The organism is Micromonospora sp. NPDC047740, assembly GCF_043204735.1.
Taxonomy (GTDB): Bacteria; Actinomycetota; Actinomycetes; order Mycobacteriales; family Micromonosporaceae; genus Micromonospora.
Genome location: NZ_JBIDCT010000004.1, coordinates 101,623 through 125,934, shown reverse-complemented (window position 1 = coordinate 125,934; position 24,312 = coordinate 101,623). Strand labels below are relative to the sequence as shown.

Annotated in this window: 22 protein-coding genes; 9 read left to right on the top strand and 13 right to left on the bottom strand. The window is 73.2% G+C overall.

The features are described 5' to 3' along the window. Nucleotides 1-105: 105 nt before the first annotated feature. The 4 genes from ACGF4F_RS09760 to ACGF4F_RS09745 all read right to left on the bottom strand — a co-directional run bounded on the left by ACGF4F_RS09760 (nucleotide 106) and on the right by ACGF4F_RS09745 (nucleotide 3,272). The gene (locus ACGF4F_RS09760; protein WP_357435071.1) at nucleotides 106-369 is read right to left on the bottom strand and encodes a hypothetical protein; all 264 of its coding nucleotides are present in this window, start codon (nucleotides 367-369) and stop codon (nucleotides 106-108) included. A 198-nt stretch (nucleotides 370-567) separates the two neighbouring features. Continuing rightward, entirely contained in the window at nucleotides 568-1,614 is a 1,047-nt protein-coding gene (gene trpD / locus ACGF4F_RS09755; RefSeq protein WP_357435072.1) for an anthranilate phosphoribosyltransferase, read from the bottom strand. Nucleotides 1,615-1,691: 77 nt separating this feature from the next. After that, nucleotides 1,692-2,090 (bottom strand): hypothetical protein, encoded by a 399-nt coding sequence (locus tag ACGF4F_RS09750; protein WP_357435074.1) that lies wholly within the window; start codon nucleotides 2,088-2,090, stop codon nucleotides 1,692-1,694. Nucleotides 2,091-2,318: 228 nt separating this feature from the next. After that, the gene (locus ACGF4F_RS09745) at nucleotides 2,319-3,272 is read right to left on the bottom strand and encodes a cytochrome c oxidase assembly protein (protein WP_387422411.1); all 954 of its coding nucleotides are present in this window, start codon (nucleotides 3,270-3,272) and stop codon (nucleotides 2,319-2,321) included. Between the two features lie 108 nt (nucleotides 3,273-3,380). On the opposite strand from ACGF4F_RS09745, the gene ACGF4F_RS09740 reads away from it, so the two are divergent. The 5 genes from ACGF4F_RS09740 (at nucleotide 3,381) to ACGF4F_RS09720 (ending at nucleotide 8,570) form a co-directional block, all read left to right on the top strand. Continuing rightward, nucleotides 3,381-3,980 (top strand): heme-copper oxidase subunit III, encoded by a 600-nt coding sequence (locus ACGF4F_RS09740; protein ID WP_073833637.1) that lies wholly within the window; start codon nucleotides 3,381-3,383, stop codon nucleotides 3,978-3,980. A gap of 72 nt (nucleotides 3,981-4,052) precedes the next feature. Continuing rightward, a complete protein-coding gene (locus ACGF4F_RS09735; protein WP_357435076.1) occupies nucleotides 4,053-4,886 on the top strand; it encodes a cytochrome c in 834 nt (277 codons plus the stop codon). Between the two features lie 67 nt (nucleotides 4,887-4,953). Beyond that, entirely contained in the window at nucleotides 4,954-6,039 is a 1,086-nt protein-coding gene (locus tag ACGF4F_RS09730) for a Rieske 2Fe-2S domain-containing protein (RefSeq protein ID WP_357435078.1), read from the top strand. Beyond that, a complete protein-coding gene (locus ACGF4F_RS09725; protein ID WP_073833634.1) occupies nucleotides 6,036-7,661 on the top strand; it encodes a cytochrome b N-terminal domain-containing protein in 1,626 nt (541 codons plus the stop codon). The genes ACGF4F_RS09730 and ACGF4F_RS09725 overlap by 4 nt, the downstream gene beginning before the upstream one ends. 207 nt (nucleotides 7,662-7,868) lie before the next feature. Beyond that, a complete protein-coding gene (locus tag ACGF4F_RS09720; RefSeq protein ID WP_387272201.1) occupies nucleotides 7,869-8,570 on the top strand; it encodes a DUF4142 domain-containing protein in 702 nt (233 codons plus the stop codon). Nucleotides 8,571-8,634: 64 nt separating this feature from the next. Here the strand turns inward: ACGF4F_RS09720 and ACGF4F_RS09715 are convergent, their stop codons facing one another. The 5 genes from ACGF4F_RS09715 to ACGF4F_RS09695 form a co-directional block, all read right to left on the bottom strand. Next, nucleotides 8,635-8,922, bottom strand: a complete 288-nt coding sequence (locus tag ACGF4F_RS09715; protein WP_357435082.1) for an Lrp/AsnC ligand binding domain-containing protein — start codon at nucleotides 8,920-8,922, stop codon at nucleotides 8,635-8,637. Nucleotides 8,923-8,958: 36 nt separating this feature from the next. Continuing rightward, nucleotides 8,959-9,816, bottom strand: a complete 858-nt coding sequence (locus tag ACGF4F_RS09710; protein ID WP_393076825.1) for an NTP transferase domain-containing protein — start codon at nucleotides 9,814-9,816, stop codon at nucleotides 8,959-8,961. A gap of 92 nt (nucleotides 9,817-9,908) precedes the next feature. Beyond that, nucleotides 9,909-10,448, bottom strand: a complete 540-nt coding sequence (locus tag ACGF4F_RS09705) for an NUDIX domain-containing protein (protein ID WP_357435084.1) — start codon at nucleotides 10,446-10,448, stop codon at nucleotides 9,909-9,911. Nucleotides 10,449-10,496: 48 nt separating this feature from the next. Beyond that, the gene (locus tag ACGF4F_RS09700) at nucleotides 10,497-12,287 is read right to left on the bottom strand and encodes a RelA/SpoT family protein (RefSeq protein ID WP_357435085.1); all 1,791 of its coding nucleotides are present in this window, start codon (nucleotides 12,285-12,287) and stop codon (nucleotides 10,497-10,499) included. A gap of 127 nt (nucleotides 12,288-12,414) precedes the next feature. Beyond that, on the bottom strand, nucleotides 12,415-14,172 hold the full coding sequence (locus tag ACGF4F_RS09695; RefSeq protein WP_393076312.1) for a DEDD exonuclease domain-containing protein: 1,758 nt from the start codon (nucleotides 14,170-14,172) through the stop codon (nucleotides 12,415-12,417). A gap of 127 nt (nucleotides 14,173-14,299) precedes the next feature. Here ACGF4F_RS09695 and ACGF4F_RS09690 point away from each other — a divergent pair, with 127 nt between their 5' ends. The 4 genes from ACGF4F_RS09690 (at nucleotide 14,300) to ACGF4F_RS09675 (ending at nucleotide 18,710) form a co-directional block, all read left to right on the top strand. Continuing rightward, nucleotides 14,300-15,760: an NYN domain-containing protein gene (locus ACGF4F_RS09690; RefSeq protein WP_357435088.1), complete on the top strand. Its 1,461-nt coding sequence runs from the start codon at nucleotides 14,300-14,302 to the stop codon at nucleotides 15,758-15,760. A 163-nt stretch (nucleotides 15,761-15,923) separates the two neighbouring features. Next, nucleotides 15,924-16,139: a hypothetical protein gene (locus ACGF4F_RS09685; RefSeq protein ID WP_393076309.1), complete on the top strand. Its 216-nt coding sequence runs from the start codon at nucleotides 15,924-15,926 to the stop codon at nucleotides 16,137-16,139. A gap of 190 nt (nucleotides 16,140-16,329) precedes the next feature. After that, nucleotides 16,330-17,589 (top strand): M48 family metallopeptidase, encoded by a 1,260-nt coding sequence (locus ACGF4F_RS09680; protein WP_393076306.1) that lies wholly within the window; start codon nucleotides 16,330-16,332, stop codon nucleotides 17,587-17,589. Next, nucleotides 17,586-18,710, top strand: coding sequence for a glycosyltransferase family 4 protein (locus ACGF4F_RS09675; protein ID WP_357435091.1), 1,125 nt, complete (start codon nucleotides 17,586-17,588; stop codon nucleotides 18,708-18,710). Before ACGF4F_RS09680 ends, ACGF4F_RS09675 begins: the two co-directional genes overlap by 4 nt. A 458-nt stretch (nucleotides 18,711-19,168) precedes the next feature. Here the strand turns inward: ACGF4F_RS09675 and ACGF4F_RS09670 are convergent, their stop codons facing one another. The 4 genes from ACGF4F_RS09670 to ACGF4F_RS09655 all read right to left on the bottom strand — a co-directional run bounded on the left by ACGF4F_RS09670 (nucleotide 19,169) and on the right by ACGF4F_RS09655 (nucleotide 24,307). Beyond that, nucleotides 19,169-20,980: a putative bifunctional diguanylate cyclase/phosphodiesterase gene (locus tag ACGF4F_RS09670; RefSeq protein WP_393076303.1), complete on the bottom strand. Its 1,812-nt coding sequence runs from the start codon at nucleotides 20,978-20,980 to the stop codon at nucleotides 19,169-19,171. After that, nucleotides 20,922-21,734: an SAM-dependent methyltransferase gene (locus tag ACGF4F_RS09665; protein ID WP_357435092.1), complete on the bottom strand. Its 813-nt coding sequence runs from the start codon at nucleotides 21,732-21,734 to the stop codon at nucleotides 20,922-20,924. The genes ACGF4F_RS09670 and ACGF4F_RS09665 overlap by 59 nt, the downstream gene beginning before the upstream one ends. Before the next feature lie 205 nt (nucleotides 21,735-21,939). Continuing rightward, on the bottom strand, nucleotides 21,940-22,608 hold the full coding sequence (locus ACGF4F_RS09660; protein ID WP_007072219.1) for a response regulator transcription factor: 669 nt from the start codon (nucleotides 22,606-22,608) through the stop codon (nucleotides 21,940-21,942). A gap of 7 nt (nucleotides 22,609-22,615) precedes the next feature. Beyond that, nucleotides 22,616-24,307: a GAF domain-containing sensor histidine kinase gene (locus ACGF4F_RS09655; RefSeq protein ID WP_393076300.1), complete on the bottom strand. Its 1,692-nt coding sequence runs from the start codon at nucleotides 24,305-24,307 to the stop codon at nucleotides 22,616-22,618. Nucleotides 24,308-24,312: the final 5 nt, after the last annotated feature.

Genomic DNA, 24,312 nt, shown 5'->3' with positions numbered 1-24,312 from the left:
ACCTGGCGGTGTCGGGTTACCCGGAATCACCCCACGTCGGCGATCCGGCGGCCGGGGAGTGGCCGCTGGGTCAGGCGGCGCGGCGGCGGGGGAGCGGTCGCTGGGTCAGGCGGCGCGGCGGTGCACCGGGCGGGTGCCGCGGCGACGCTGCTCCAGGCGCGGCGCGTGGAAGGCGAAGGTGGCGATCAGCTGGGCCGCGCCACAGCCGGTGCAGACCAGCTCCGACCACTTCGGCTCGGCGTGTCTGACGCCCCGCCGCGACTCGGAACAGTCGTCGGGGCAGTCGGCGCCGTGACCGTCGACGCAGGGCGGGGCCTCGAACAACGCAACGCCCTCGCAGGTGTCGCAGTGGAACTCGCGGTCCGACACGGGCGTCTCCTCTCCTATCCGGTGCCCGCCGCGGGGCGCTGCCCGCTGTGGGGCGGTGCCCGCATTGGCGGAAAACGGAAAATTACTCCCGTGTAGTTTGGCACGCCGGTCTGACACTTCCGGGCGTGGGCCCGGGCCTGCCGTCCCGGGACGCCTTCAGGCGTACCAGCGGGGTGTGACAGCGCCCGGGGCCGGGCGTCAGAGCGAGCGGGCCACCTCGAGCCAGCGGTCCAGTACGCCGGCGGCGGCACCCGAGTCGATGGACTCCGCTGCCCGGGCCAGGCCGGCCCGCAGCGCCTCGTGCAGGTCACCGTCGAGCGGGCCCTGGGTGGCCAGCGCGACCGCGGCGTTCACCAGCACCGCGTCCCGGACCGGGCCGGTCTCGCCGGCCAGCAGCCGCCGGGCCACCCCGGCGTTGTACGCGGCGTCCCCGCCCCGCAGGTCGGCCAGGGTGGACCGGGGTACCCCCAGCTCCGCCGCGTCCAGCAGCGCCTCCCTGACGGTGCCCTGCTGGGCCGCCCAGACCCGGGTCGGCGCGGCGGTGGTGAACTCGTCCAGCCCGTCCTCGCCGCGCATCACCACCACCGAGTCGCCCCGGGCCGCGAAGACGGCCGCCATCACCGGCGCCATCCGCAGGTCGAAGCAGCCGACCGCGCCGGCCCGGGGACGGGCCGGGTTGGTCAGCGGGCCGAGGAAGTTGAACGCGGTCGGCACGCCGATCTCCCGGCGTACCGGGCCGGCGTGGCGCATCCCCGGGTGGAAGCGGCCCGCGAAGCAGAAGCCGATGCCGGCCTCGGTGACGCACCGGGCCACCTGCTCGGGGGCCAGGTCCAGCGGGACACCCAGGTATTCCAGCAGGTCGGCGGTGCCGCACGAGGAGGAGGCGGCGCGGTTGCCGTGCTTCACCACGCGGACGCCGGCCCCGGCCACCACCAGCGCGGTCATCGTGGAGATGTTCACCGTGTGGGCGAGGTCGCCGCCGGTGCCGACCACGTCCAGCGCGGTGGCCCGGATCTCCTCGGGGAGCTCGACCTGCACCGATCGGCCGAGCATCGCCTGCACCAGGCCGGCCAGCTCGGCGGGGGTCTCACCCTTGGCGCGCAGCGCCACCACGAAGCCGGCCACCTGCGCCGAACTGGCCGAGCCGGTCATGATCTCGTCCATCGCCCAGGCGGTGTCGGCGGTGGAGAGCTCCTCGCCGCGCAGCAGCGCGTTGAGCAGCAGCGGCCAGGTCCGGTCGCCCATGGCGGCCCTCCCGTGTCGGGTGAGAGCGGGGGTGGAACGGCGCCACGGCCTCGTTGCCGTGGCGCCGAAGGGGTCGCTCAGGCCGCGGCGTGCGTACGCCGCAGCAGCTCGGCGACGGTGGTGCCGGTGGTCACCGGGTCGAGCGGGTGGGTCAGCGTGGCGTCGACCTCGGCGTACGCGGCCAGCCAGCGGTCGGCGGCGCGGGCCAGCACCACGCAGGTCGGCGGGGCGTCGTCCCGGTCGTCCTTGATCTGGCGGGCGATGCCGAGGCCGCCGCCCGGGCTGGCCTCACCGTCCAGCAGGAGCAGGTCGATCTCGTAGTCGTCGACCAGCCGGACGCACCCGGCGTAGTCGGCGGCCTCCACGAACTCGATCTCGAGGCCGGGCGCGGGCCGGGTGCCGACGGCGAGTCGCATCCGGTCGCGGACCTTCGGGTCGTCGCTGTAGAGCAGGACGGTGTAAAGACGATCGCTCATGCCGGCACTCCGCTTCGCTTCGTGCCGTCATGAGGCACCGTCGCACTGAGCCTGTTGATTCGCTCGCTGCGCTCACTCATTGGCTGACTAGCTCCCACCTCTGTAGCTGCCCGCTGATCGTAGCGGGCATCACATTCGGCCGGTCGGCCCGCCCTGGCGTGCCGCCCGACGGCTCCAGGTGGCGGCACGGCGTCAGACGCGCCGAGCTGGATTTGCCGCCGGGGCAGCTCAGGCGGTGGCCTCGGCGGCGCGCTCGCGGGCCTCCTGGCGGTCCAGCTCGCGGTCCAGCCGGCGGGCCTCGCGCTCGGAGTGCTTGATCCACTGGACGACCAGCACGGCCAGCATGGTGACGCTGACGAACTCGCCGCCGGCCCACAGCACCCCGCCGGCGACCACCTGGTCGTTCGCCGGGTCCGACCAGGTCAGGTGCAGCGACGGGTACCAGTCGCCGCCGAGCAGCGTGGTGCTCTGCATGATGGTGAGCCCGAGCACGGTGTGGAACGGCACGGAGAGCACCATCAGCAGCGCGCGGGCCGGGTGCGGCCAGCGGCCGGGCAGCGGGTCGAGGCCGAGCAACGGCCAGAAGAACACGCACCCGGTGGCGATGAAGTGCGCGTGGACCAGCTCGTGCGCCCACCCGTGCTGCAGGGTGTACTCGTACAGGTTGGTGAAGTAGAGCACGAACGGGTTCACCACGAAGATGGCGAACGCCACCAGCGGGAAGGTGTAGATCCGCGCGATCCGGCTGTGCACGACCGCCAGCAGCCGCTTCCGCGGGCGCAGCGGCAGGGTACGCAGGGCGAGCGTCACCGGGGCGCCCAGCGCCAGGAAGATCGGCGCGACCATGGACAGCACCATGTGCTGCACCATGTGCACCGACAGCAGGGTGGTGTCGTACGCTCCCAGCCCGCTGACCGTCACCGCCGCGATGCCGCCCAGGCCCGGGCCGAGGAAGCAGACCGTGCGCAGGACCGGCCAGTGGTCGCCGCGCAGCCGCAGCCGGTACACGCCGTAGAGGTAGAGGCCGGCGGCCAGCACCAGCCCGACGGCGAGCCAGTTGTCCAGCCGGGTCTCGGTGAACACCCGGGCGATGGTGAAGGGCGGCGGGACGCCCTCGCCCCCGGCGGCCAGGGTCGACGGAGCGGCCGAGGTGGCGGCGAAGATCGGATCGACGTGCAGCACGCTTTTCAGGGTAGGTCAGGCGAAGCGGACGTCCCCGATCGGGCCACTGATGGCACGGGATTGCCACCCCGCTGATCGTCGGTCCCGGTCAAGGGCAATAATGACCGCGTGACTGCGGCCCCAGCCATTGACAAGAGCCGGATCCACTCCCTGACGCGCCCCAACATGGTCAGCGTCGGGACGATCGTGTGGCTCTCCAGTGAACTCATGTTCTTCGCGGCGTTGTTCGCGATGTACTTCTCGATCCGCGCGGCGGCGCCGGAGCAGTGGGAGAAGCACACCGAGGTTCTGAACATCCCCTACGCGACCACCTTCACGGTGATCCTGGTGCTGTCCTCGGTGACCTGCCAGCTCGGTGTCTTCGCCGCCGAGAAGGGTGACGTCCACGCCCTGCGGCGGTGGTTCACGATCACCTTCGTGATGGGCCTGATCTTCGTGCTCGGCCAGGCGAACGAGTACCGGACCCTGGTGCACGAGGGCGTGAAGATCAACGGAGACGGTTACGGGTCGATGTTCTACCTGACCACCGGCTTCCACGGTCTGCACGTGACCGGCGGTCTGATCGCCTTCATCATCTTCATGATCCGCACCACCATGGGCCGGTTCACCCCGGCCCAGGCCACGTCGGCCATCGTCGTGTCGTACTACTGGCACTTCGTCGACGTCGTGTGGATCGGGCTCTACGCCATGATCTACTGGCTCCAGTGATCTTGGCGCGTCACGTATCGCGCCGCTGCTTCGTCCCCTGAGACAAGGTCCAACCGGTTAAGGACACAGGTCATGACTTCTGACAACGACCGCCGACGCGGTCTGCTCGCGCGGCTGCGCGGGCGGCCCGTAGCGCGCAGCAGGGGCCGCCGCCGGCTGGGTGCCGCGGTCCGGCTGGCCGCCGCGCTGATGCTGGCCGGCGGTGCCTACACCCTCTTCGCCCCGGGCGTGCAGGCGCAGGAAAACCCGCCCCTGAGCGCCGCCGCCAACGAGGGCAAGGCGCTGTTCGACGTGAGCTGTGTGACCTGTCACGGTCGCAACGCCCAGGGCGTCGCGGGACGCGGTCCGAGCCTGATCGGCGTCGGGTCGGCCTCGGTGGAGTTCCAGGTCAGCAGCGGTCGGATGCCGATGGCTCGGCAGGAGGCCCAGGCCCCCCGCAAGAAGCCTCAGTTCACTGACGAGCAGGTGCGCCAGCTCGGCCAGTACATCCAGGAGCTGGGCGGCGGCCCGCAGGTCCCCCACGGCAACCTGCGCGAGGGTGCCGACCTCGCCACCGGTGGTGAGCTGTTCCGGATCAACTGCTCGCAGTGCCACGCGTTCAGCGCCGGCGGCGGTGCCCTCTCCTCGGGCAAGTACGCGCCGAGCCTGTACCCGGCCACCGACCGGCAGATCTACGCCGCCATGCTGAGCGGCCCGCAGAACATGCCGGTGTTCGGCGACAACCAGATCTCTCCGCAGGAGAAGGCGGACATCATCGCCTACATCCAGGAGAACCTGAAGGACACCCAGGACCAGGGCGGTTTCAACCTGGGCCGGTACGGCCCGTCGACCGAGGGTCTGGCGGCCTTCCTGGTCGGCATCGTCGCGCTGGTCTTCACGAGCCTGTGGATTGCGGGCAAGTCGTGACCGAGCGGATCATTCGTTTCAGTGCTGTGGCGTCGACCCCCGGCGCCACCCGTAGCGAGGTGACGGCATGAGCACCCACACCGAGCACCAGGCCCCGGCGGGCCGGGAGCCGCTCGACGTGCACGACCCCCGGCTCTCCCGGTTCGAGGTGGTGCAGGAGGGCGCGCGGCGGGACGACATCGAGATCGTCCACTACGAGCCGCAGGTGGTTCCGGGCAGCAAGGCGGAGCGCCGGCTGACCCGCACGGTCGCCCTGATGTTCCTGCTGACCGGTGCGGCCGCGACCGCGTTCCTGATCATCTACATCTGGTGGCCGTGGGAGTGGGCGCCGGGCCGCGGCGGCGACAAGTACTTCACCCCGCTGCTCGGCCTGAGCCTCGGCATCGCGCTCCTCGGCATCGGCTTCGGCATCCTCACCTGGGGCAAGAAGCTGCTGCCCAAGGAGGTCTCGATCCAGGACCGGCACGACCAGCCGAGTTCCCCGGACGATCGTAAGATCACCGGCGAGACCATGCTCTTCCTGGCCGACGAGATGGGCGTCCGGCGTCGGCCGCTGCTCGGCGTCTCGCTGCTCGCCGGCCTGGTGCCGGTCGGCGCGGTCGTCGCGGCGCCGCTGGTCGGCGGCCTGATCTCCGACCCGCACAAGAACAACCAGATGTTCACCACCGGCTTCAAGCCGGAGAACGGGAAGAAGATCCGGCTGGTCCGCGAGGACGGCCGGCCGCTCCGCCCGGCGGACGTCAGCGTCGGCGGCCAGCTCACCGTCTTCCCGGGCATCAACGGCGGCGTGAGCAACAAGCACGCCGACTCGCCGACCCTGCTGATCCACCTGCGTGAGGAGGACGCGCAGAAGTCGCGCGAAGCCAACGCCCGGATCGGCCACGGCGACTACATGTGGGGCAACTTCGCGGCATACTCCAAGATCTGCACGCACGCCGGTTGCCCGGCCAGCCTCTACGAGCAGCAGACCAACCGGCTGCTCTGCCCGTGCCACCAGTCGCAGTTCCTCATCACCGACAACGCCAAGCCGGTCTTCGGCCCGGCGAGCCGGCGGCTGCCGCAGCTGCCGATCGAGGTGGATGAGGAGGGCTTCTTCGTGGCGAGGTCCGACTACACCGAGACCATCGGTCCCGACTTCTGGGAGCGGCCATGAAGCGCCGAAAGTTTGACGTAGCCGCGGTGCCGGCCAGGAGCGCGGGCGCACTGGACGACCGCTTCCAGGCGGCCACCCCGCTGCGGAAGCTGCTGAACAAGGTCTTCCCGGACCACTGGTCGTTCCTGCTGGGCGAGATCGCGCTCTTCTCGTTCATCGTCCTGATCCTGACCGGCGTCTTCCTGACCTTCTTCTTCGAGCCGGCGATGACCGAGGTCATCTACAACGGCAGCTACGCCCCGCTGCGGGGCACCCCGATGTCGGCCGCCTACGCCTCCAGCCTGAACCTGTCGTTCGACGTCAGGGGCGGTCTGATCATGCGGCAGATGCACCACTGGGCGGCCCTGCTGTTCATGGCCTCGATCGTGGTGCACATGCTCCGGGTCTTCTTCACCGGCGCGTTCCGCAAGCCGCGTGAGACGAACTGGATCATCGGCTCGTTGCTGTTCTGGGTCGGCTTCCTGGCCGGCTTCACCGGCTACTCGCTGCCGGACGACGGCCTCTCCGGCACCGGTCTGCGAATCGCCTCCGGCATCATGCTGTCGATTCCGGTGATCGGCTCCTGGGTCACCTCGTCCATCTTCGGCGGGGAGTTCCCCGGCACCATCATCATCAGCCGGTTCTTCATCGCCCACGTGCTGCTCATCCCGGGTCTGCTGGTCGCCCTGATCAGCGTCCACCTGGGCCTGGTCTTCAAGCAGAAGCACACCCAGTGGCCCGGTCCCGGCCGGACCAACGAGAACGTGGTCGGCGAGCGGATGTTCCCCCGCTACGCGCTCAAGCAGGGCGGCTTCTTCATGGTCGTCTTCGGCGTGATCGCGCTGATGGGTGGCCTGTTCCAGATCAACCCGATCTGGTACTTCGGCCCGTACGAGGCGTGGGTGGTGTCGGCGGCCAGCCAGCCCGACTGGTACGTCATGTTCCTCGACGGCTCGACTCGACTGATGCCGGCCTGGGAGATCAACATCCCGATCGGCGACGGCTACGTCATCCCGCCGCTGTTCTGGCCGACGGTCGTCCTGCCCGGCATCCTGGTCGGCCTGTCGCTGTTGTACCCGTTCCTGGAGGCCCGCCGCCTCAAGGACTACCGCCACCACAACCTGCTCCAGCGGCCCCGGGACGTGCCGGCCCGGACCGCGGCGGGCGCGATGGCCGTGGCCTTCTTCATCGTGCTGACCCTCTCCGGCGGCAACGACGTCATCGCCGACAAGTTCCACATCAGCTTGAACGCGATGACCTGGGCGGGCCGGATCGGCCTGCTGATCCTCCCGCCGCTGGCGTACTACTTCACCTACCGGATCTGCCTGGGTCTCCAGCAGCACGACCGGGAGGTGCTGGCCCACGGTGTGGAGACCGGCATCATCAAGCGGCTGCCCGACGGCCGGTTCGTCGAGGTCCACCAGCCGCTCAGCGAGGCCGACCACGACGGGCACGGCGCGCTGGACTACGTCGGCTGGGTGGTCCCGAAGAAGATGAACCGGCTCGGTGCCCTGGGCCCGGCGATCCGGGGCTTCTTCTACCCGATCGAGAAGCCGGCCGAGGCGCCGGTGTCGCCCGGGCACCCGCCGGTCGAGACCCGACCGGAGCGGGAGGAGATCACCAGCGGCGAGAGCCGCCGCTGACCCGCTCGCGCACGACTGACCGTGGCGCCCCCGGAATCCCCGGCGGGCGCCACGGCCGTTTCCGGGCCGGGTGTCCCGTCCCGCCCGCCGCGGGCCGGACGCTCCCGCTCCGGCGGCCCGCCACCCCCCGACACGGACGGGTGGAATCGCAGGAATAACCCCGGTCAGCCGGGTATCCGTGCGGTCCAACGAAAAAGGGGGGGAAACATGTTGGGTATCAAACGCCTCGGACTGCTCGCCGCCATGGTGGTGGTCGGGGTGGCGCCCGCCGCGGCGGCGCAGGCCGCGGCACAGCCGTCGACGCAGGACACCCAGTACCTGCAGGCGCTGCACCAGGTCAACCTGTTCGAGATCACCTCGGGCAACCTGGCCCAGCAGAAGGGCCAGAACGCGCAGGTGAAGGACCTGGGCAAGCAGTTCGTGACGGACCACACCCAGCTGGACCAGACGGTGAAGTCCACCGCGCAGCAGCTGAACGTCCAGCTGCCGAACAACCCGACCGCCGACCAGCAGAAGGTCCTCGACCACCTGAACACCCTCAGCGGCGCCGCGTTCGACAAGGCGTGGGTGACCGCCGAGCTGGCCGGCCACGTCCAGGCCATCCAGGCGACCCAGACCGAGATCTCGCAGGGCTCCGAGCAGTCGGTGATCACCGTGGCCCAGGACGCGCTGCCGGTGCTCCAGGCGCACCTCGACGCGCTGACGGCCCTGGCCCAGACCCTGGGCGTCCCGGTGCCGCAGACCAGCGCCAGCAGCGGCACGCCCAGCCCGGGCGGCAGCGCCACCACGGGTCCGGGCGGCACCGAGTCGCCGGCTCCGGGCGGTACCGAGTCCCCGGCTCCGGGCGGCACCAGCACCGAGACCCCGGCCCCGGGTACCACGGAGACCCCGGCGCCGAGCACCAGCTGACGCCGTACGGCCGACGGTGGCCGGTCCGCCCCTCCGGGGTGGGCCGGCCATCCGGCGTGTCGGGCTAGTCCGCGCCGGCCAGCCCGATCGCGAACGCCTCCTCCAGGTCGTGCTGCGAGTAGGCCCGGAACGCGATGTGCGACTCAGTGTTGATCACGCCGGGGACCTTGGAGATGCTGCCCGCGATGACCTGGGCGATCTGCTCGAACTCGCGGACCCGGACCATGGCGATCAGGTCGACGTGGCCGGCCACCGAGTAGACCTCGCTGACGCCGGGGAGGTTGGCCAGGGTCTCGGCCACCTCGGGGATGGAGTCGGTGGCGCAGTCGATCAGCACGATCGCGGTGATCACGGGACATTTCTCCGTTCGTCGGCGTCGTGGCCCATGCTAGAGGTTAGCCCGGTCAGGCCTCCCCCGGCTCGGGGATCCGGCCGGGACGGTCAGGTCGGTGCCGGCCCGGATCGCGTCGGTGAGGCGCTCCTCCGGGCCGACCGTCGCCCCGGGCCAGACCACCACCCGGGTGGCCGCACCCCGGACCACCGCACCCGCCCCGACCACCGACCGCGCCAACCGCCCGGTGACCGTGGCGGTCGGATCGACCAGGCTGCCGGCGCCGGCCGCATGCAGGTTCGCCGCCAGGTAGTCGGCGGGGGTGCCGGTGTCGTAGAAGGTGCCCCGGTAAGGCACCACGGTCAGCGCGCCGGCCGCCTCCGCCGGCCGCCACACCGACCGGACCAGGTCCCCGAAGGCCGCCGGCAGGTCGCGGACCAGCCGCCAGGGCAGTAGCGAGAACCCGACGAACACGTGGCCGCTGAAGGTGCCGGGGGCCGCCGGGTCGGCGGCGGGCTGGCCGAGCAGGCGTACGCTCCGCCCGTCCCAGCCGTCCAGCAGCGCCGCCACGTCTGGCCCCGGTGGGGCATCCGGATCAGCCAGGTACGCGTCGGCGTTGCCGACCAGCACGCCCCGGCCGGCGATCCAGTCCCGCAGGTTGCCCAGCCCGCCCGCGGTGCCGAGCGGGTCGCCCGGCTCGACCGACAGGTGGGCCCGTCCGCCCGCGTGCGCGACCACCTGGTCGCCCAGGTAGCAGGCGTTCACCGCGACGCGCTGCGGACCGGCCAGGCCGAGTCCGGCCAGCCGATCGAGGGCCCGGTCCAGCAGCGGTACGTTGCCGACCGGGCAGAGCGCCTTGGGCAGCCGCCCGGTGAGCGGGCGCAGCCGGGTGCCCTCGCCCGCGGCGAGCACCACGGCGCAGACGTCCACCGCCGCCCGCCAGCCGGCGCCGGTCGGACCGGTGGGACGCCCGGTGCCGGCCGGGCCGGGACGCGGGCCGAGGTCGGTCACGGGGCCGGTGGCGCCGCCGGCGGGACCTCGCCGGCGCGCGGGCCGATGCCGTAGTGGGCGAGCAGGTTGGCGGTCGCGCGGCTCAGCCGCGGCAGGTCGTCCAGCGGGTGCCAGGCCGCCTCGAAGACCTCGGCCCCGTCCACCGTCAGTGCCGTGGTCGAGGCCGGCACCTCGGCCTCGAAGACCACGTCCACCCAGCCCTTGGCGTGCACCACGGCGTTGGGCACGGCCGGGCGGAGCCGGTCGGGGGAGAGCCGGACGCCCGACTCCTCGTACAGCTCACGGGCCGCGCCGACCACCGGCGCCTCGCCACGTTGCAGCAGGCCGGCCGGGAGGGTCCAGCTGTAGCCGGGCGGTTGGCGCAGCAGCAGGATCCGCCCCGGGCCCTCGGCCTCGGCGTCCCGGACCAGGGTGACCGCGCCGACGACGTACTTCGGCACGGCGAGCCGCACCAGGCGACGCCGCAGCGGGACGGGGAGCCGGTAGAAGATCTGGTAGCCGATGGCCCGTCCGGTGGCACGCGCGCGGGGGATCATGCCTTCAGGCTAGTGGCCGGACGGCCCCGCCGGATGAGCGGCGTTCACCTACTGCCGATGGTCGACGAGATCGATCAGCTGCTGGACCACCGTGTCCGGCTCGACGGCCCGGTCGAAGACCGCCACCAGCAGGGTCTCCAGGTCGGGGTAGCCCAGCTCCTCGGAGAGCCGCAGCAGCGGCAGGTCGCTGGCCAGGCCCCGGTTGTGCTTGCGCAGCGCCAGGCCGATGCTGGCCCGGCCGAGGCGTACCTTGTCGGCGATCGAGATGCCCGGCTCGGTGTGCTCGGCGAACCAGCGGTTGATCTGCATCTGCGCGTGCGGCGACTTCACGAAACGCAGCCACTCCCGGCGCGGTCCGCGCGGCGCCGCGTCGGCCTCGAAGCCGCTCTCCGCGTCGCTCTCGGTGAAGATCTCCACGACGTCGCCCTCCTCCAGTTCGGAGGAGAGCGGGGCCAGCCGCCCGTTGATCCGCGCGGCCAGGCAGTGGTCGCCCCGCTCCCGGCCTAGCTCGTAGGCGAGGTCGACCGGGGTGGCGCCGGCCGGCAGGACGATCTGCCGCCCGTCGGCGACCACCTGGACCTGCGCCTCCGCCAGGTCGCAGCGCAGCGACTCCATGAACTGCGTCGGGTCCACCGTCTCCTGCTCCCAGTCGAGCACCCGGCGCAGCCAGGCCAACTCGGCCGCCCGGTCGGCGGCACGCCCGGCGGCGCGGGGGAAGCGGTAGTGGGCGGCCACGCCGTACTCGGCGGAACGGTGCATCTCCTCGGTGCGGATCAGCACCTCCACCGTCCGGTCCTGCGGGCCGCAGACGCTGGTGTGCAGCGAGCGGTAGAGGTTGTTCTTGGGGGAGGCGATGAAGTCCTTGAAACGGCCCGGCACCGGCCGCCAGAGCCCGTGCACCGCACCGAGCGCCGCGTAGCAGTCGGTGGCCGGGCCGTCCACCACGATGGCGATGCGGGGCAGGTCGTAGGGGGCGGTGTGGCCGCCCGCCACGGTGTCCTTCCAGATCGAGTAGAGGTGCCGGGGGCGGGGGGAGACCTCCGCGTCGACCCGGCTGCGGCGCAACGCGGCCCGGGTCTTCGCCACCACGTCGTCGAGGTACGCGTCCCAGCCCGGCCGGTCGTGCACGTGCCGGGCGATCCGGGCGTGCTCCTCCGGCTGGAGATGCAGCAGCACCACGTCGTCCAGCTCGCGTTTGAGGGTCTGGATGCCCAGCCGGTCGCAAAGCGGGACGAGCACCTCCTGGGTCTTGCGGGCGATACGTTCCCGGGAGGCGGCGGAGCGTACGCCGAGGGTGCGCATGTTGTGCAGCCGGTCGGCCAGCTTGATGATCAGCACCCGGACGTCCTTGCCGGCCGCGACGATCATCTTGCGGACCGTCTCCGCCTCGGCGGCCTTGCCGTAGAACGCCTTGTCGAACTTGGTCACCCCGTCGACCAGGTGGGCCACCTCGCGGCCGAAGTCCTCCTGCAGCGCCTGGAGGGTGTAGCGGGTGTCCTCCACGGTGTCGTGCAGCAGCGCGGCGACCAGGGTGATGGTGTCCATGCCGAGGTTCGCGCAGATCTGGGCGACCGCCAGCGGATGGGTGATGTAGGGCTCGCCGCTCTTGCGGAACTGGCCGCGGTGCATGTTCTCGGCGATGGTGTAGGCCCGCCGGAGCACCGAGGCATCGGCGTTGGCGTGGCTGCCACGGTGGGCGCGGACCAGCGCGTTGACCGGGTCGTGGTCGGTGGTGGGCCAGGTGAGCAGGGAGCGCAGCCGGCGGGTCAGCGGCAGCTCCCCGGGCTGGGTCGGAAGCGCGCCGCCCAGGGCGGCGCCGTGTCCGGCGTCGACGTCCACCTGGGACACCTCCTCACCCCGGCCCCCGGCCGTCGGGAGCGGCGACCGGGAGCAGGCCCGCGAAACGGGCAGGACTGCACTTCTCTAACAGCCTAAGGGAGTCGACGTAGTCCGATCGGACAGTTGGTCATGAGCGTTCGGTTGAGAGTTGGTGGGACGCTCCGTTCTCCGCCTTGGTCAGCAGGTCCCGGAACCGGCCCGCGCCTGCGATCGGGGACGCCCAGCCGGACGAGATTTCCACCAGCCGAGTCTCCGGTCGCTCCAACCAGGACAGGATGCGCTCGCTCTCCTCGGCGGAGGCCCGGGGGACCGGGCCGTGGCCGGGCAGCACGGTCTCGGCGGTGGCTCGGATCGCGTTGATGGTCGGTCGCGGATGGACACCGGGCGGGGAGACGCCGGCGCCGGCCAGCCGGCCGTACCGGACCAGGGCCAGCTCCCAACCGCCCCGGGCGGCCGGGCGGGCGGCGGCCAGCTCGGCGATGCCGGTCAGCCCGGCCAGGCGCTGCATCCGCACCGCCGCGCGCAGCACCGCGGCCAGCCGGCCGCGCACCACCGCGGCCTCCTCGTAGCGCTGGGCGCGGGAGAGCACCTCGATCCGGGCGAGCAGGGCGTCCACCACCACCTGCGGGTCGCTGGTGGTGGCGGTACGGAACGGGACGGCGGCGCGGTCGTCGTATTCCTCCGGGGTGATCCGGTGCTCGCAGGGCGCCGGACACCGGCCCAGCTCGGCCAGCGCGCAGGCCGGCATGGTGGTGCGCCGAGAGAGCCGGTGCGTGCACTGGCGCAGCGGCACGGCGTCGTGGAAGCCGGCGGCGGCCAGCTCGGCGGCCTGCTTCGAGCGGAACGGGCCCAGGTAGGCGGTGTCGGTGGGGGCGAGCTCGCGCACGATGGACAGCCGCGGGTACGCCTCGTCGGTGAGCTTCAGCCAGACCTGGCGTTCGGGGTACTTGGAGCGCCGGTTGTACGGCGGCGCGTGGGCGGCGATCAGCCGCAGCTCGCGGACCTCGGCCTCGAGCGAGTGGGCGCACTCGACGGCCTGGACCCGCTCGGCGGCGGCCAGCATCTCGGAGATCCGGGCCCGCTTCTCCGCGGCGGTGAAGTAGCTGCGGACCCGGGTGGCGATGTCGCCGGAGGTGCCGACGTAGAGCGGCCGGTCGTCGGCGGCCCGGAAGATGTAGACCCCGGGCACCTTCGGCAGCCCGTCGGCGAGGTGCCGCTTGCGGCGCTGGGTGGGGGTGACCGCCCGGGCGAACTCGATCGCCTCGCCGACGGTGTCGACCCGGTGCCCGCCGAGCCGCCCGATCAGCCCGTGCAGCACGTCGACGGTGGCCTTGGCGTCGTCCAGCGCCCGGTGCGTCGGCTGGGTGGCCGTGCGGAAGTACGCGGCGAGCGTGCCCAGCTTGCGGTTGGGCACCTCGTCGCGGCTGAGCACCCGGCGGGCCAGCGCCGCGGTGTCCAGCACCCGCGGGTTGGGCCAGCGGTAGCCGTGCTTCGCGCAGGCGGCCTTGAGGAAGCCGACGTCGTACGGAGCGTTGTGGGCGACCAGCACGGCGTCGGTGATGAACTCCAGGAAGCTCGGCAGCACCTGCTCGATCGGCGGGGCGGGGATCAGCATGGCCTGGGTGATGCCGGTCAGCACGGTGATGAACGGCGGGATCGGCACGCCCGGGTTGACCAGGGTGGCGAGCACCCCCAGCTCCTCGCCGCCACGGACCTTCACCGCGCCGATCTCGGTGATCCCTCCGCCGTCCGGCGCGCCGCCGGTGGTCTCCAGGTCGACGACCACGAAGGTGGTCGCGTAGAGCGGCAGCGCGGGGTCGACCCCCGAGCCCGCCGCCCGGTCCAGGCCGGCGAGCGCCTCCTGGACGTACTCCGCTCGCGTCACCCCGGGGACGCTAGCGGCGGGGTCCGACACTCCCGTCCCTCCCGTCCCAGGCGTTACCACGGGGCTAGGATGAGAGATCGGCTCACTCACCGGGCGGTGGGCCCGTCCGCGGTGGGAGACTTGCCACATGCCCCTCACCGAGCCGTACGACGACCACTCCTCCGAGGAGGAGCTGATGGCCGCCGTGCACGACGCCGGTGAGGACCCGGACGCGCCGGGCCCGGACCCCGCGGACCTCGCGGACGCCGCCGGAACCGACGCCGGTGCGGCGGTCCCGCCCGAGCCGGAGCCCAGCCTGCCCGAGCCGGTCCGGCAGCGGATCGTGGCGCTCACCGCCGCCGTGCTGCCCGGGCTGCCCGCCGACGAGGTGCCCGTCCCGCTGCGGCGGATCGCCAAGTTCGCCCCCAACCGGCGCGCCCGGCTGGGTGCCCCGGCCATCGCCGCCCAGCTCACCGCCGACCCGTTGTTCCGGCAGCGGGTCGCCGCACGGGTGCTGGCCGATGCCGGCGACCTCGGCACGGCCGTGGTGGAGGGGACCGCCCCGGCCGCCGCCGACCCGGTCGAGGTGGCCGCCCTGGCCTACCTGGCCCGGCCCCGGGGATGGCGGGAGCTGATCGAGGCGAGCGGCGCCGCCGTGCGCGCCGAGGCGGACACCGCGGTGGTGGCCGAGCTGGTCCGGGAGGCCGAGCAGCGGGCCACCCGCGCCGAGCACGACCGGGCCGTGGCCCGGGTGGAGGCGGAGAAGCTCCGCGACGAGCTCGCCCGGGTCCGGGAGGAGCTGGGGCAGCTCCGCGAGGAGGCCCGCCAGCTGGCCCGCGCGCTGCGGGAGACCCAGGCCCGGGAACGCAAGGCCACCGAGATGCTCGCCACCGAGCGGGGCCGGGCGGCCCGGGCGGCGGCCGACGCCGACGCCGAGCTGCGCCGCGCCCGTGCCCGGCTGGCCGAGGCGGAGGCCGCGGCCGGGGTGGCCCGGGCCACCGCCAAGGAGGCCCGCTCGGTCGACGACGCGAAGCTGTGGCTGCTGCTGGAGACGATCGGCCAGGCGGCCGTCGGGCTGCGTCGCGAGCTGGCCCTCGACCCGGTGGACAGGCTGCCCGCCGACTTCGTCGCGGACGCCTTCGCCGACCAGGCGGCGGTCACCCCGGCCGGCGCGGCCGCCCGCGCCCGGGACACCGACGACCCGGCCCGGCTGGACCAGCTGCTCGCCCTGCCCAAGGCGCACCTCGTGGTGGACGGCTACAACGTCACCAAGCGAGGCTTCGGCGAGATGTCGCTGGAGCAGCAGCGCAAACGGTTGATCAGCGGGCTGGGCGGGATCGCCGCGCAGACCGGCGACGAGGTCACCGTGGTCTTCGACGGCGCGGAGCGGATCCACGGGCTGCCGCCGGCGCCGCGCGGGGTGCGGGTGCTCTTCTCCCGCAAGGGGGAGACAGCGGACGAGCTGATCCGCCGGCTGGTCCGCGCCGAGCCGCCGGGCCGGCCGGTGGTGGTGGTCTCCTCCGACCGCGAGGTCGCCGACGGGGTACGCCGACACGGGGCGTACCCGCTGGGTGCCGACTCGCTGCTGCGGCGGCTCGCCCGCTCCTGAGGTACGGCTCGCCCCCCGGTGCCTGATGATCGGATTCGGGGTGGCTGCTGCCTCGTTGTCCGGTTCTGTCATACCCCTGGCCTAGCGTCGTGGTGACCGACGGTGGTCGGGCGGCGACGGTCCCGTCTCCCGCCCGTCACCGGCGAGGCGTCTGGAGGCGTTGATGCTCATCGACTGCGACACCTGCGGGATCCGCGGCGCCAGCTGTTCCGGCTGCCTGGTGACCGCGCTGCTCGACACCGGCTCGCCGGCGGCCGACCTCGGCCCGGCCGAGCACCGGGCGATCGAGGTGTTCGCCCGGGCCGGCTTCGACATCGAGGTGCTGTCGGCCGAGATCGCCGGCTCCGCCCGGCGGCCGGGCCGCCGCCGGATCGCCTGATCCCCAGGGCGTACCGCCCCGATGGCCGGGCGCCCGGTGCGGCCCGGCCCGGTGCGTCCCGCTGCCGTATCCCGCGAACTCGTGTGGATCATCGAGCCGGGTCCGGCGCGGCCGTACCGGGCAATAGGATGAGCGCTCACGGCGGGAGGAGCGGCATGATCCGGGTACGGCGCGACGGCGGGGTGTGGCGGTGACGCCGCGCGCCTGGGCGCTTCTCACCCTCGCCGGGCTGGCCGTCGTGCTGGCCGTCACCGCGGCGCTGCTGATCCCCTGGCACCGGCCCCCGGCGCCCCGCGCCGACCAGTTGGCCGCGTTGCGGTCGCTGCCGGTCGAGCAGGTGGCCCGGGGCCGGGCGTTCCACGGCGCGCTGCGCCCCGCCGGGTGGTCGGCGCTCGTGGTCGGCCTGGTGGTGGCCCTGGTGCTCGGGCTCACCCCGATCGGCGGTCGCCTGGTGGAGCTCGCCGGCCGGCCGTTTGGCGGGCACTGGATCGCCCAGGCGGTGCTCGGCGGGCTCGCCGTGATGCTCCTCGCCGACCTGCTCACGCTGCCCTTCGCCGCCTGGCGACACACCGTGCTCACCCGCTACGGGCTGAGCACCCAGGGCTGGGGCGGCTGGGCGGTGGACCTGCTCAAGTCGTACGCGGTCAGCGCGGTCATCGGCGCGCTCGCCCTGCTCGGCTTCTACACGGTCGTCCGGCTCGCCCCGCGCTGGTGGTGGGCGTTCGGCGCGGCCGGCGCCGCCGCGCTGGTGGTGCTGCTGTCGTTCGTGCTGCCGGTGCTGGTGGAGCCGGTGTTCAACCGGTTCACCCCGATGGAGCCGGGGCCGCTGCGCACCGAGCTGATGAGCCTGGCCGCCCGGGACGGGGTGCCGGTCCGCGACGTGCTGGTCGCCGACGCCTCCCGGCGGACCCGAGCGGTCAACGCGTACGTCTCGGGGCTCGGGCCGACCCGGCGGGTGGTGGTCTACGACACCCTGCTGCGCGAGGCGACCCCGGCGGAGGTGACCAGCGTGGTCGCGCACGAGCTGGGGCACGTCCGGGACCGGGACGTGTGGGTCGGCACCCTGATCGGGGCGCTCGGCGCCGCCGCCGCGGTGGTGGCCCTCTACCTGATCGGCTCCTGGCCACCGCTGCTGCGGCTGGCCGGGGTCGACTCGGTCGCCCAACCCCGGGCGTTCCCGCTGCTGATCGCGCTGATCACGCTGGCCGGGCTGGCGGCCACCCCGGGGCAGGCGCTGGTGTCGCGGCGGGTGGAGGCCCGGGCCGACGCGCACGCGCTCGCGCTGACCGGCGACCCGGTCACCTTCGAGGCGATGCAGCGCCGGCTGGCCGGGGTGAACCTGGCCGACCCCGACCCGCCCCGCTGGGAGTACCTCTGGTCGGCGTCCCACCCGTCCACGGTCGAGCGGATGGCCGCCGCCCGCGCCTACGCCAGGGAGATCGGCAGATGAGCCGGACCTTGCTGATCACCAACGACTTCCCGCCGCGGCCCGGCGGCATCCAGTCCTTCGTGCACAACCTCGCCATCCGCCAGCCCCCGGGCTCCGTGGTGGTCTACGCGTCGAGCTGGCGGGGCGCCGCCAAGTTCGACGCCGACCAGCCGTTCGAGGTGATCCGGGAACGCACCAAGGTGCTGCTGCCCACCCCGCTGATCGCCCGCCGCGCCGCGCGGCTGGCCCGGGCGTACGACTGCGACACGGTGTGGTTCGGCGCGGCGGCCCCGCTGGGGCTGCTCGCGGCGGGGCTGCGCCGGCGGGCCGGGATCCGGCGGGCGGTGGCGCTGACCCATGGCCACGAGGCCGGCTGGGCCGCGCTGCCCGGCGCCCGGTCCGCGCTGCGCCGGATCGGGCGGGGCGTGGACGTCACCACCTACCTGGGGGAATACACCCGGGTTCGGCTGGCCCGGGTGCTTGACGGGGTGACCGAGCTGCGCCGGCTTGCGCCGGGCGTCGACGTGGAGACGTACCACCCGTCCGTCGACGGGGAACGGGTGCGGCTGCGGTTGGGCCTGGCCGACCGTCCGGTGGTGGTGTGTGTCTCGCGGCTGGTGCCGCGCAAGGGGCAGGACATGCTCATCCGGGCGATGCCGGAGATCCGTCGGCGGGTGCCGGACGCGGCGCTGCTGATCGTGGGTGGCGGGCCCTACCGGGCCACGCTGGAGAAGCTGGCCCGGCAGACCGGGGTGGAACGCGACGTGGTCTTCACCGGCTCGGTGCCGTCGGCGGAGTTGCCCGCCCACTACGCCGCCGGCGACGTGTACGCCATGCCCTGCCGGACCCGCAACCGCGGCCTGGACGTCGAGGGGCTGGGGATCGTCTACCTGGAGGCCAGCGCGACCGGGCTGCCGGTGGTGGCCGGCGACTCCGGCGGCGCGCCGGACGCCGTCCGGGAGGGCGAGACCGGGTACGTGGTCCGCGGCCGGGACGTGGCCCAGCTTGCCGACCGGGTGGCGACGCTGCTCGCGGACCGGGATCTGGCCCGTCAGCTCGGCGGGGCCGGCCGCGCGTGGGTGGAGAAGGAGTGGCGCTGGGAGACCCAGGCGGAACGGATGACCGCCCTCCTCGCCGGCTGACCGGCGCAGGCCGACGCCCGGCCGTACGCCGACGGCGGAGGTGCCTCAATCGGGTGCGCTTCCCACTGGCCGGGCCTGCCCACCGGCTGGGCCTTCCTTCCCGTCGGACTTCGCGGCCCGGCGGCCGAATGTCTCATTCGGACGCTACGAACTTGATGACGTGAACGACTCAGGCCTGGGTGGGGGGTCGTTCGGTCCGGCGTCCGGCGCTGAATCGTCTGCGTCATCAAGTTCGTAGGTGGGGCTAGGTGTACTCGCCGTCGCTGGCGGTGGCAGTTCCTGCGGACGCTTTGGAGTTGATAGCACGAACGACTCAGGTGGCTGCCACGGTTGGTGTCGTGAACGCCGCCGTCGTGAGTCGTTGGTGATGTCAGGTCCAAAGGCGGACCGCGGTTACCGTCCGTCGGGGCGCGGGGCGCGGGGCGCGGGGCGCGGGGCGCGGGGCGCGGGGCGCGGGCTCAGGCCGGGTGGGTGAGGGCCTGGCTGGCCGGGGCGGGGCGGCCGAAGTGCCAGCCCTGCCCGGCGTCGCAGCCGATTGCCCGGAGCCGGTCCGCCTGTCCGGCGGTCTCCACGCCCTCGGCGGTGACGGTCAGCCCGAGGGCGTGCGCGAGCGACACCAGCGAAGCGAGGATCCGCTCATCCGTGCGGCTGCTTGGGTCGTCGGCCGGCGCGCGCAGCCCGGCCACGAACTCGCCCGCCACCTTCAGCTCGGTGACCGGCAGGTCCCGCAGGTACGCCAGGTTGCAGTAGCCGGTGCCGAAGTCGTCGATGGCGATCCGGACCCCGAGCTCCTTGAGCACCCGCAGGGCGCGGACCGGCTCGGCCACCGTGCTCATCATGGTGCTCTCGGTGACCTCCAGCTGAAGCCGTTCCGGGGGCAGCCCGGTCCGCTGGAGCACCCCCTCCACCTCCTGCACCAGGCCGGGTCGGTGCAGCTGACGGACGGCCAGGTTGACGCTGACGAACGGCGCGTCGGGCCGCCCCGCCGACCAGCTCCCCGCCTCCCGGCAGGCCTCGGCGAGCACCCAGCTGCCGAGCCGGACGATCAGCCCGGTCTCCTCGGCCAGCCCGATGAAGCTGTCCGGCTGGAGCACGCCCAGCTCGGGGTGCCGCCAGCGGACCAGCGCCTCCATGCCGAGCACCCGGCCGTCGCACAGCGAGGTCAGCGGCTGGTAGTCGAGGTAGAACTCGCCCCGGTCCAGGGCGGTGGGGATCGCCGCCGAGAGGGCGTACCGGGCCAGCTCCCGACGGTTGCGGTCGGCGTCGAAGACCGACCAGCGGGCGCCGCCGGCCGCCTTGGCCCAGTGCAGGGTGCTGTCCGCTTCCCGCATCAGCTCCATCGGCGTGGTGCCAGCCACCTGTCGCTCCACGATTCCGATGCTGGCCGACACGGTCAGCTCGTGCCCCTCCACGAGGGCCGGCTCGCTCACCGCCGCGAGGGCCGCCTCGGCCACCTTGACCACGTCCTCGATGCAGGCGGTGCGCTCGACCAGGATGACGAACTCGTCGCCGCCGAGCCGGGCCACCAGATGCTCGCCGAGCGCCCGGCGCAGCCGCTGTGCCACCGACAACAGCAGCGCGTCGCCGACCTGATGGCCGAGCGAGTCGTTGACCACCTTGAAGCGGTCCAGGTCGAGGAAGCAGACCCCGATCCGGTCGGCGCCCCGCCCGGGCGCCTCGATCGCGGCGGTGAGCCGCTCGGTGAACAGGATCCGGTTGGGCAGGTCGGTCAGCGGGTCGTGGGTGGCCTGGTAGCGGAACCGCGCCTCGCTCTCCCGCAGCGCCCGCTCGGCCTCCGCGCGGGCCATCATCGCGGCCCGCCGGATCGACTCCTGCTCGTCCAGGGTGCGGTCGCGCAGGGCGCGGGCGTACCCGGTGGCGACCATGGCCAGCAGCCGCGCCATTCGGTCCTCGACGTCGTCGATGACCAGACCCAGGTCGCGTACCAGGCGGAGCTGGATCACCTCGACGGTACGGCCCAGCCCTTCGGCGGAGGCAATGTGCGCCTGCACCAGCTCCGCGCCGACCTGCTGACCGATGCGCAGGTCGAACGGCTCGGACCGGATCGCCACGGCCAGCCGCTCGGCGAGCCGTTGCAGCAGCGCCTCCAACTGCGCCTGGGTCATCGGCAGGTAGCTGGTGCCGGAGACCGCCTTGGCCCACGCCCGGGCGAAGGTGCCGGGGCGGGAGCGGGTCGTGGCGGTGGCTCCGTCACCCACCGAGCCGCCCGACGCCGCCGATGAAGACTGATCGCTCGGCGTCCTCCGCATGCTCCGGCGACTCCGGACGCCACTGCGGTACCCAGACCACGCCCGGGTCGACCAGCTCGAATCCGTCGAAGAGCGTGACCAGCTCGGCCCGGCTACGGATCCAGAGCTGGTTGTCGGTGCGGCGGTAGACCTGCTCGGCCTCGGCCCGCTCGCCCGTCTCGCTACGGCCGTCGTCGCTGGCCTGCGACAGCACCAGGTGGCTGCCGGGCGCGAGCGCCGTGCGCAGCGTCCGCAGGATCTCCTCCGGTCGGTCCGCCGGCGGGATGAAGTGCAGCACCGCCACGACCAGCACAGCGACCGGCTGGGAGAAGTCCAGCAGCCGGTTGACCTCGGGGTGGCCGAGGATCGCGGCCGGCCGGCGCAGGTCCTCCTGGATCACCGTGGCCCGGTCGTTGCCGGCCAGGATCTCCCGGCTGTGCGCCACCGCGACCGGGTCGACGTCGACGTAGACCACCCGGCACGCCGGGTCGGCCCGCTGGGCGATCTCGTGCACGTTGCCCACGGTCGGGATGCCGGAACCGAGGTCGAGGAACTGGCGTATCCCGGAATCGGCCAGGAACTGCACCGCCCGGCGGAGGAAGGCCCGGTTGGCCTGGGCCATCAGCGGGGCCTCGGGCACCGCGTCCACCATGGCCCGGGCGGCCGCCCGGTCGGCCGCGAAGTTGTGCGAGCCGCCGAGGTAGTAGTCGTACATGCGGGCCACACTGGGGCGCTCGATGTCGATCGTGTCGGGTGCCCAGTCCGGCCGCTGCATGCCCCTGCCCCTTTTGCATCAACAACGCGCGGCTCGTCCCCGCGCGGACCACTCGCGTATTCTGCCCCTCCACTGACGCGGTGCAAAGACCATCGTCGCTGCGCGGTCGGTCCCTCACCGTACGCGTTCGTCGGCTGCCCGGAATGCCCGAGAGGCCCGCGTCCGGAGCACGGACGCGGGCCTCTCGGCAGGTGGTCGGGACGCCTCAGAACTTGGGGGCGTCCGGGGCCTCCAGCAGGCCGAGCCGCAGCGCGGTCATCAGCGCCTGGGCCCGATTGGCCGCGCCCAGCTTCTCGTAGAGCTTCGAGATGTGCGTCTTGGCGGTCGACTCGCTGACGAACAGCTGCTTGGCGATGCCGGCCACGCTCATGCCGTCGGCCAGCAGCCGCAGCACCTGGCCCTCCCGCGGGGAGAGCTGTGGGCCGGAGGGAGCCAGTCGGCGCTTCATCGCCTCGGCCAGGTCGGCGGCGGTGAAGGCGCTGGGCGAGGAGGCGGCGTGCCGGGCGGCGGCGACCACCTCGTCGGCCGGGGCGGTCTTCGGCACGAAGGCGCTGGCCCCCGCCTCCAGGGCGCCGAACAGTTGGTCGTCGCCGGCGTACATGGTCAGCACGACGATGCCCATCGACGCGCTGGACTTGCGGAGGGCGCGGGTGGCCTCCAGGCCGCTGCCGTCGGGGAGTCGCAGGTCCATGATCACCACGTCCGGCTGGAGCGCGCCGGCCTGGCGAACCCCTTCGGCTGCCGTGGCGGCCTCGCCCACGACCTCGAACTGCCGGTCCCGCTCGAAGGCGTGCCGCAGACCCTTGCGGATCAGGTCGTGATCGTCGACAAGGAGAACCTTGGTACGGGTGGCCGGTGTCGGGCTAGTGGTCATCCTCGGGTTACTCCCCTTCTGCTGCTGCGCTGCCGCGCACCTTATCGCGCCGGGGCGAGGAGCCGATCACCACCGCCACGGTCGTGCCGCTTGGTTGCCGCGGTCTGATCTCCAGCCGGCCCCGGATACGTTCCGCCCTCTCGGCCATGATCGCAAGCCCGTAGTGCCCGTCAGGGCGCTGGTCAACGATGCCGTGACCGTCATCCGACACTTCGATCTGGGCGTACGGGGGGTCCACCGCGCAGGTGACCCACAGGTTCGACGCCCCGGCGTGCTTGCGCGCGTTGGTGACCGCCTCCTGCGCGATGCGTAGCAACTCGGCCTCGGTCGCGGCGGGCAGCCGGGCGGTGGACTCGTCCAGGGACAGGTGCACCCGCAGCCCTCCGGAGGCGCCCACGGTGCGGGCGTACTCGGCGATCGCGGCGGCCAGGCCGCCGTGCCGGTCCACCTCGCTGCGCAGCTCGAACAGGCTCAGCCGCAGCTCGGTGATCACCCGGGTGACCTCCTGCCGCAGAGTGCGCAGCGAGTCGGCGGTCTCCTCGGCGTCGTCGTGCACGGTGGCCAGGGCGTTGTCGATGCCGTACCCGACCATCACCAGCTCCTGGGCGACCCCGTCGTGGATCTCCCGGGCCAGCCGCTGCCGCTCCTCGTTGGTGGCCAGCGACCGCACCTCGTCGAAGAGCAGCGCGGCCTCCAGCCGCAGCGCCGCCGGACCGGTCAGCGCGGTCACCCGGGACACCACCGGCGCCGGGTACGCGTGCGCGGTATCCGCCTCGATGACCACCAGGCCGACCGTGCGTACCCCGGCGACCAGCGGCACGATCAGGGCCGACACCTCGCCGGTCTGCTGCGAGCGGGCCTGCGAGCGGGCCGCGGTCTGCGGCTGCTGGCTCGCCCAGGCGTCGGCGATCGCCGAGTCCGCGTCGAGCGTGGTCTCCCAGTCCACCCGGTCCGCGCCGACCTGGGCGAGCACCACGAGCCGGCCGCCGCCGCTGGCGGACAGCACCGCGCCCCGGTCGGTCTTCGCCACCACCCGCAGCTCCTCCAGCAGGTGCTCGGAGATGCCGCCCGGGTCGAGCGTGGCGCCCGGCAGCTGGCGGGCGACCGTACGCAGCTGGGTCAGCAGCCGGGTCGCCTCCGCGTACGGCTGGGGCTTGCCTTCGCCGCGCACCCGCATCACCCGCTGGAGCGTGCCGGCCGTGTAGAGGCCGAGCGCGGCCAGGATCAGCCACTGCGCGCAGACCGCGAGATAGCCGAGCTGGCCGAGCTGCCGCCCGCCGCCGACCACGGTGAAGGCCGCGCTGACCAGCAGGGTGGCGGCCGCCACGGCGAGCAGCGCCGCGCCCTCGCGGAACCGGCGGCGCAGCGCCGTCACGGTAACCGGCACGGCGAGGTACGGCAGCACCGCCGAGGCGCCCAGCCCGCCGGTCACCCCGGCCAGGTGGGTGTCCGCGGCGATCTTGCTGGCGGCCAGGCCGAGGACCACCACCTCGGCGAACCGGCTGAGCGGTCCGAGCAGCCGATGCTGCGGGGCCAGCACGGCGGGCAGCCCGGCCAGGCCCAGCAGGGCGATCCACCAGAGCTGCGTGACGTCCCGGGTGGCGAACAGGGTCAGGCCGGCGACCAACGCGAGGAGGACCGCCCGCGCGAACGCGGCGAGGGGTTGCGTCGGTGGCTGGCTGGGTGTCGAGGCGGGCACGTGAC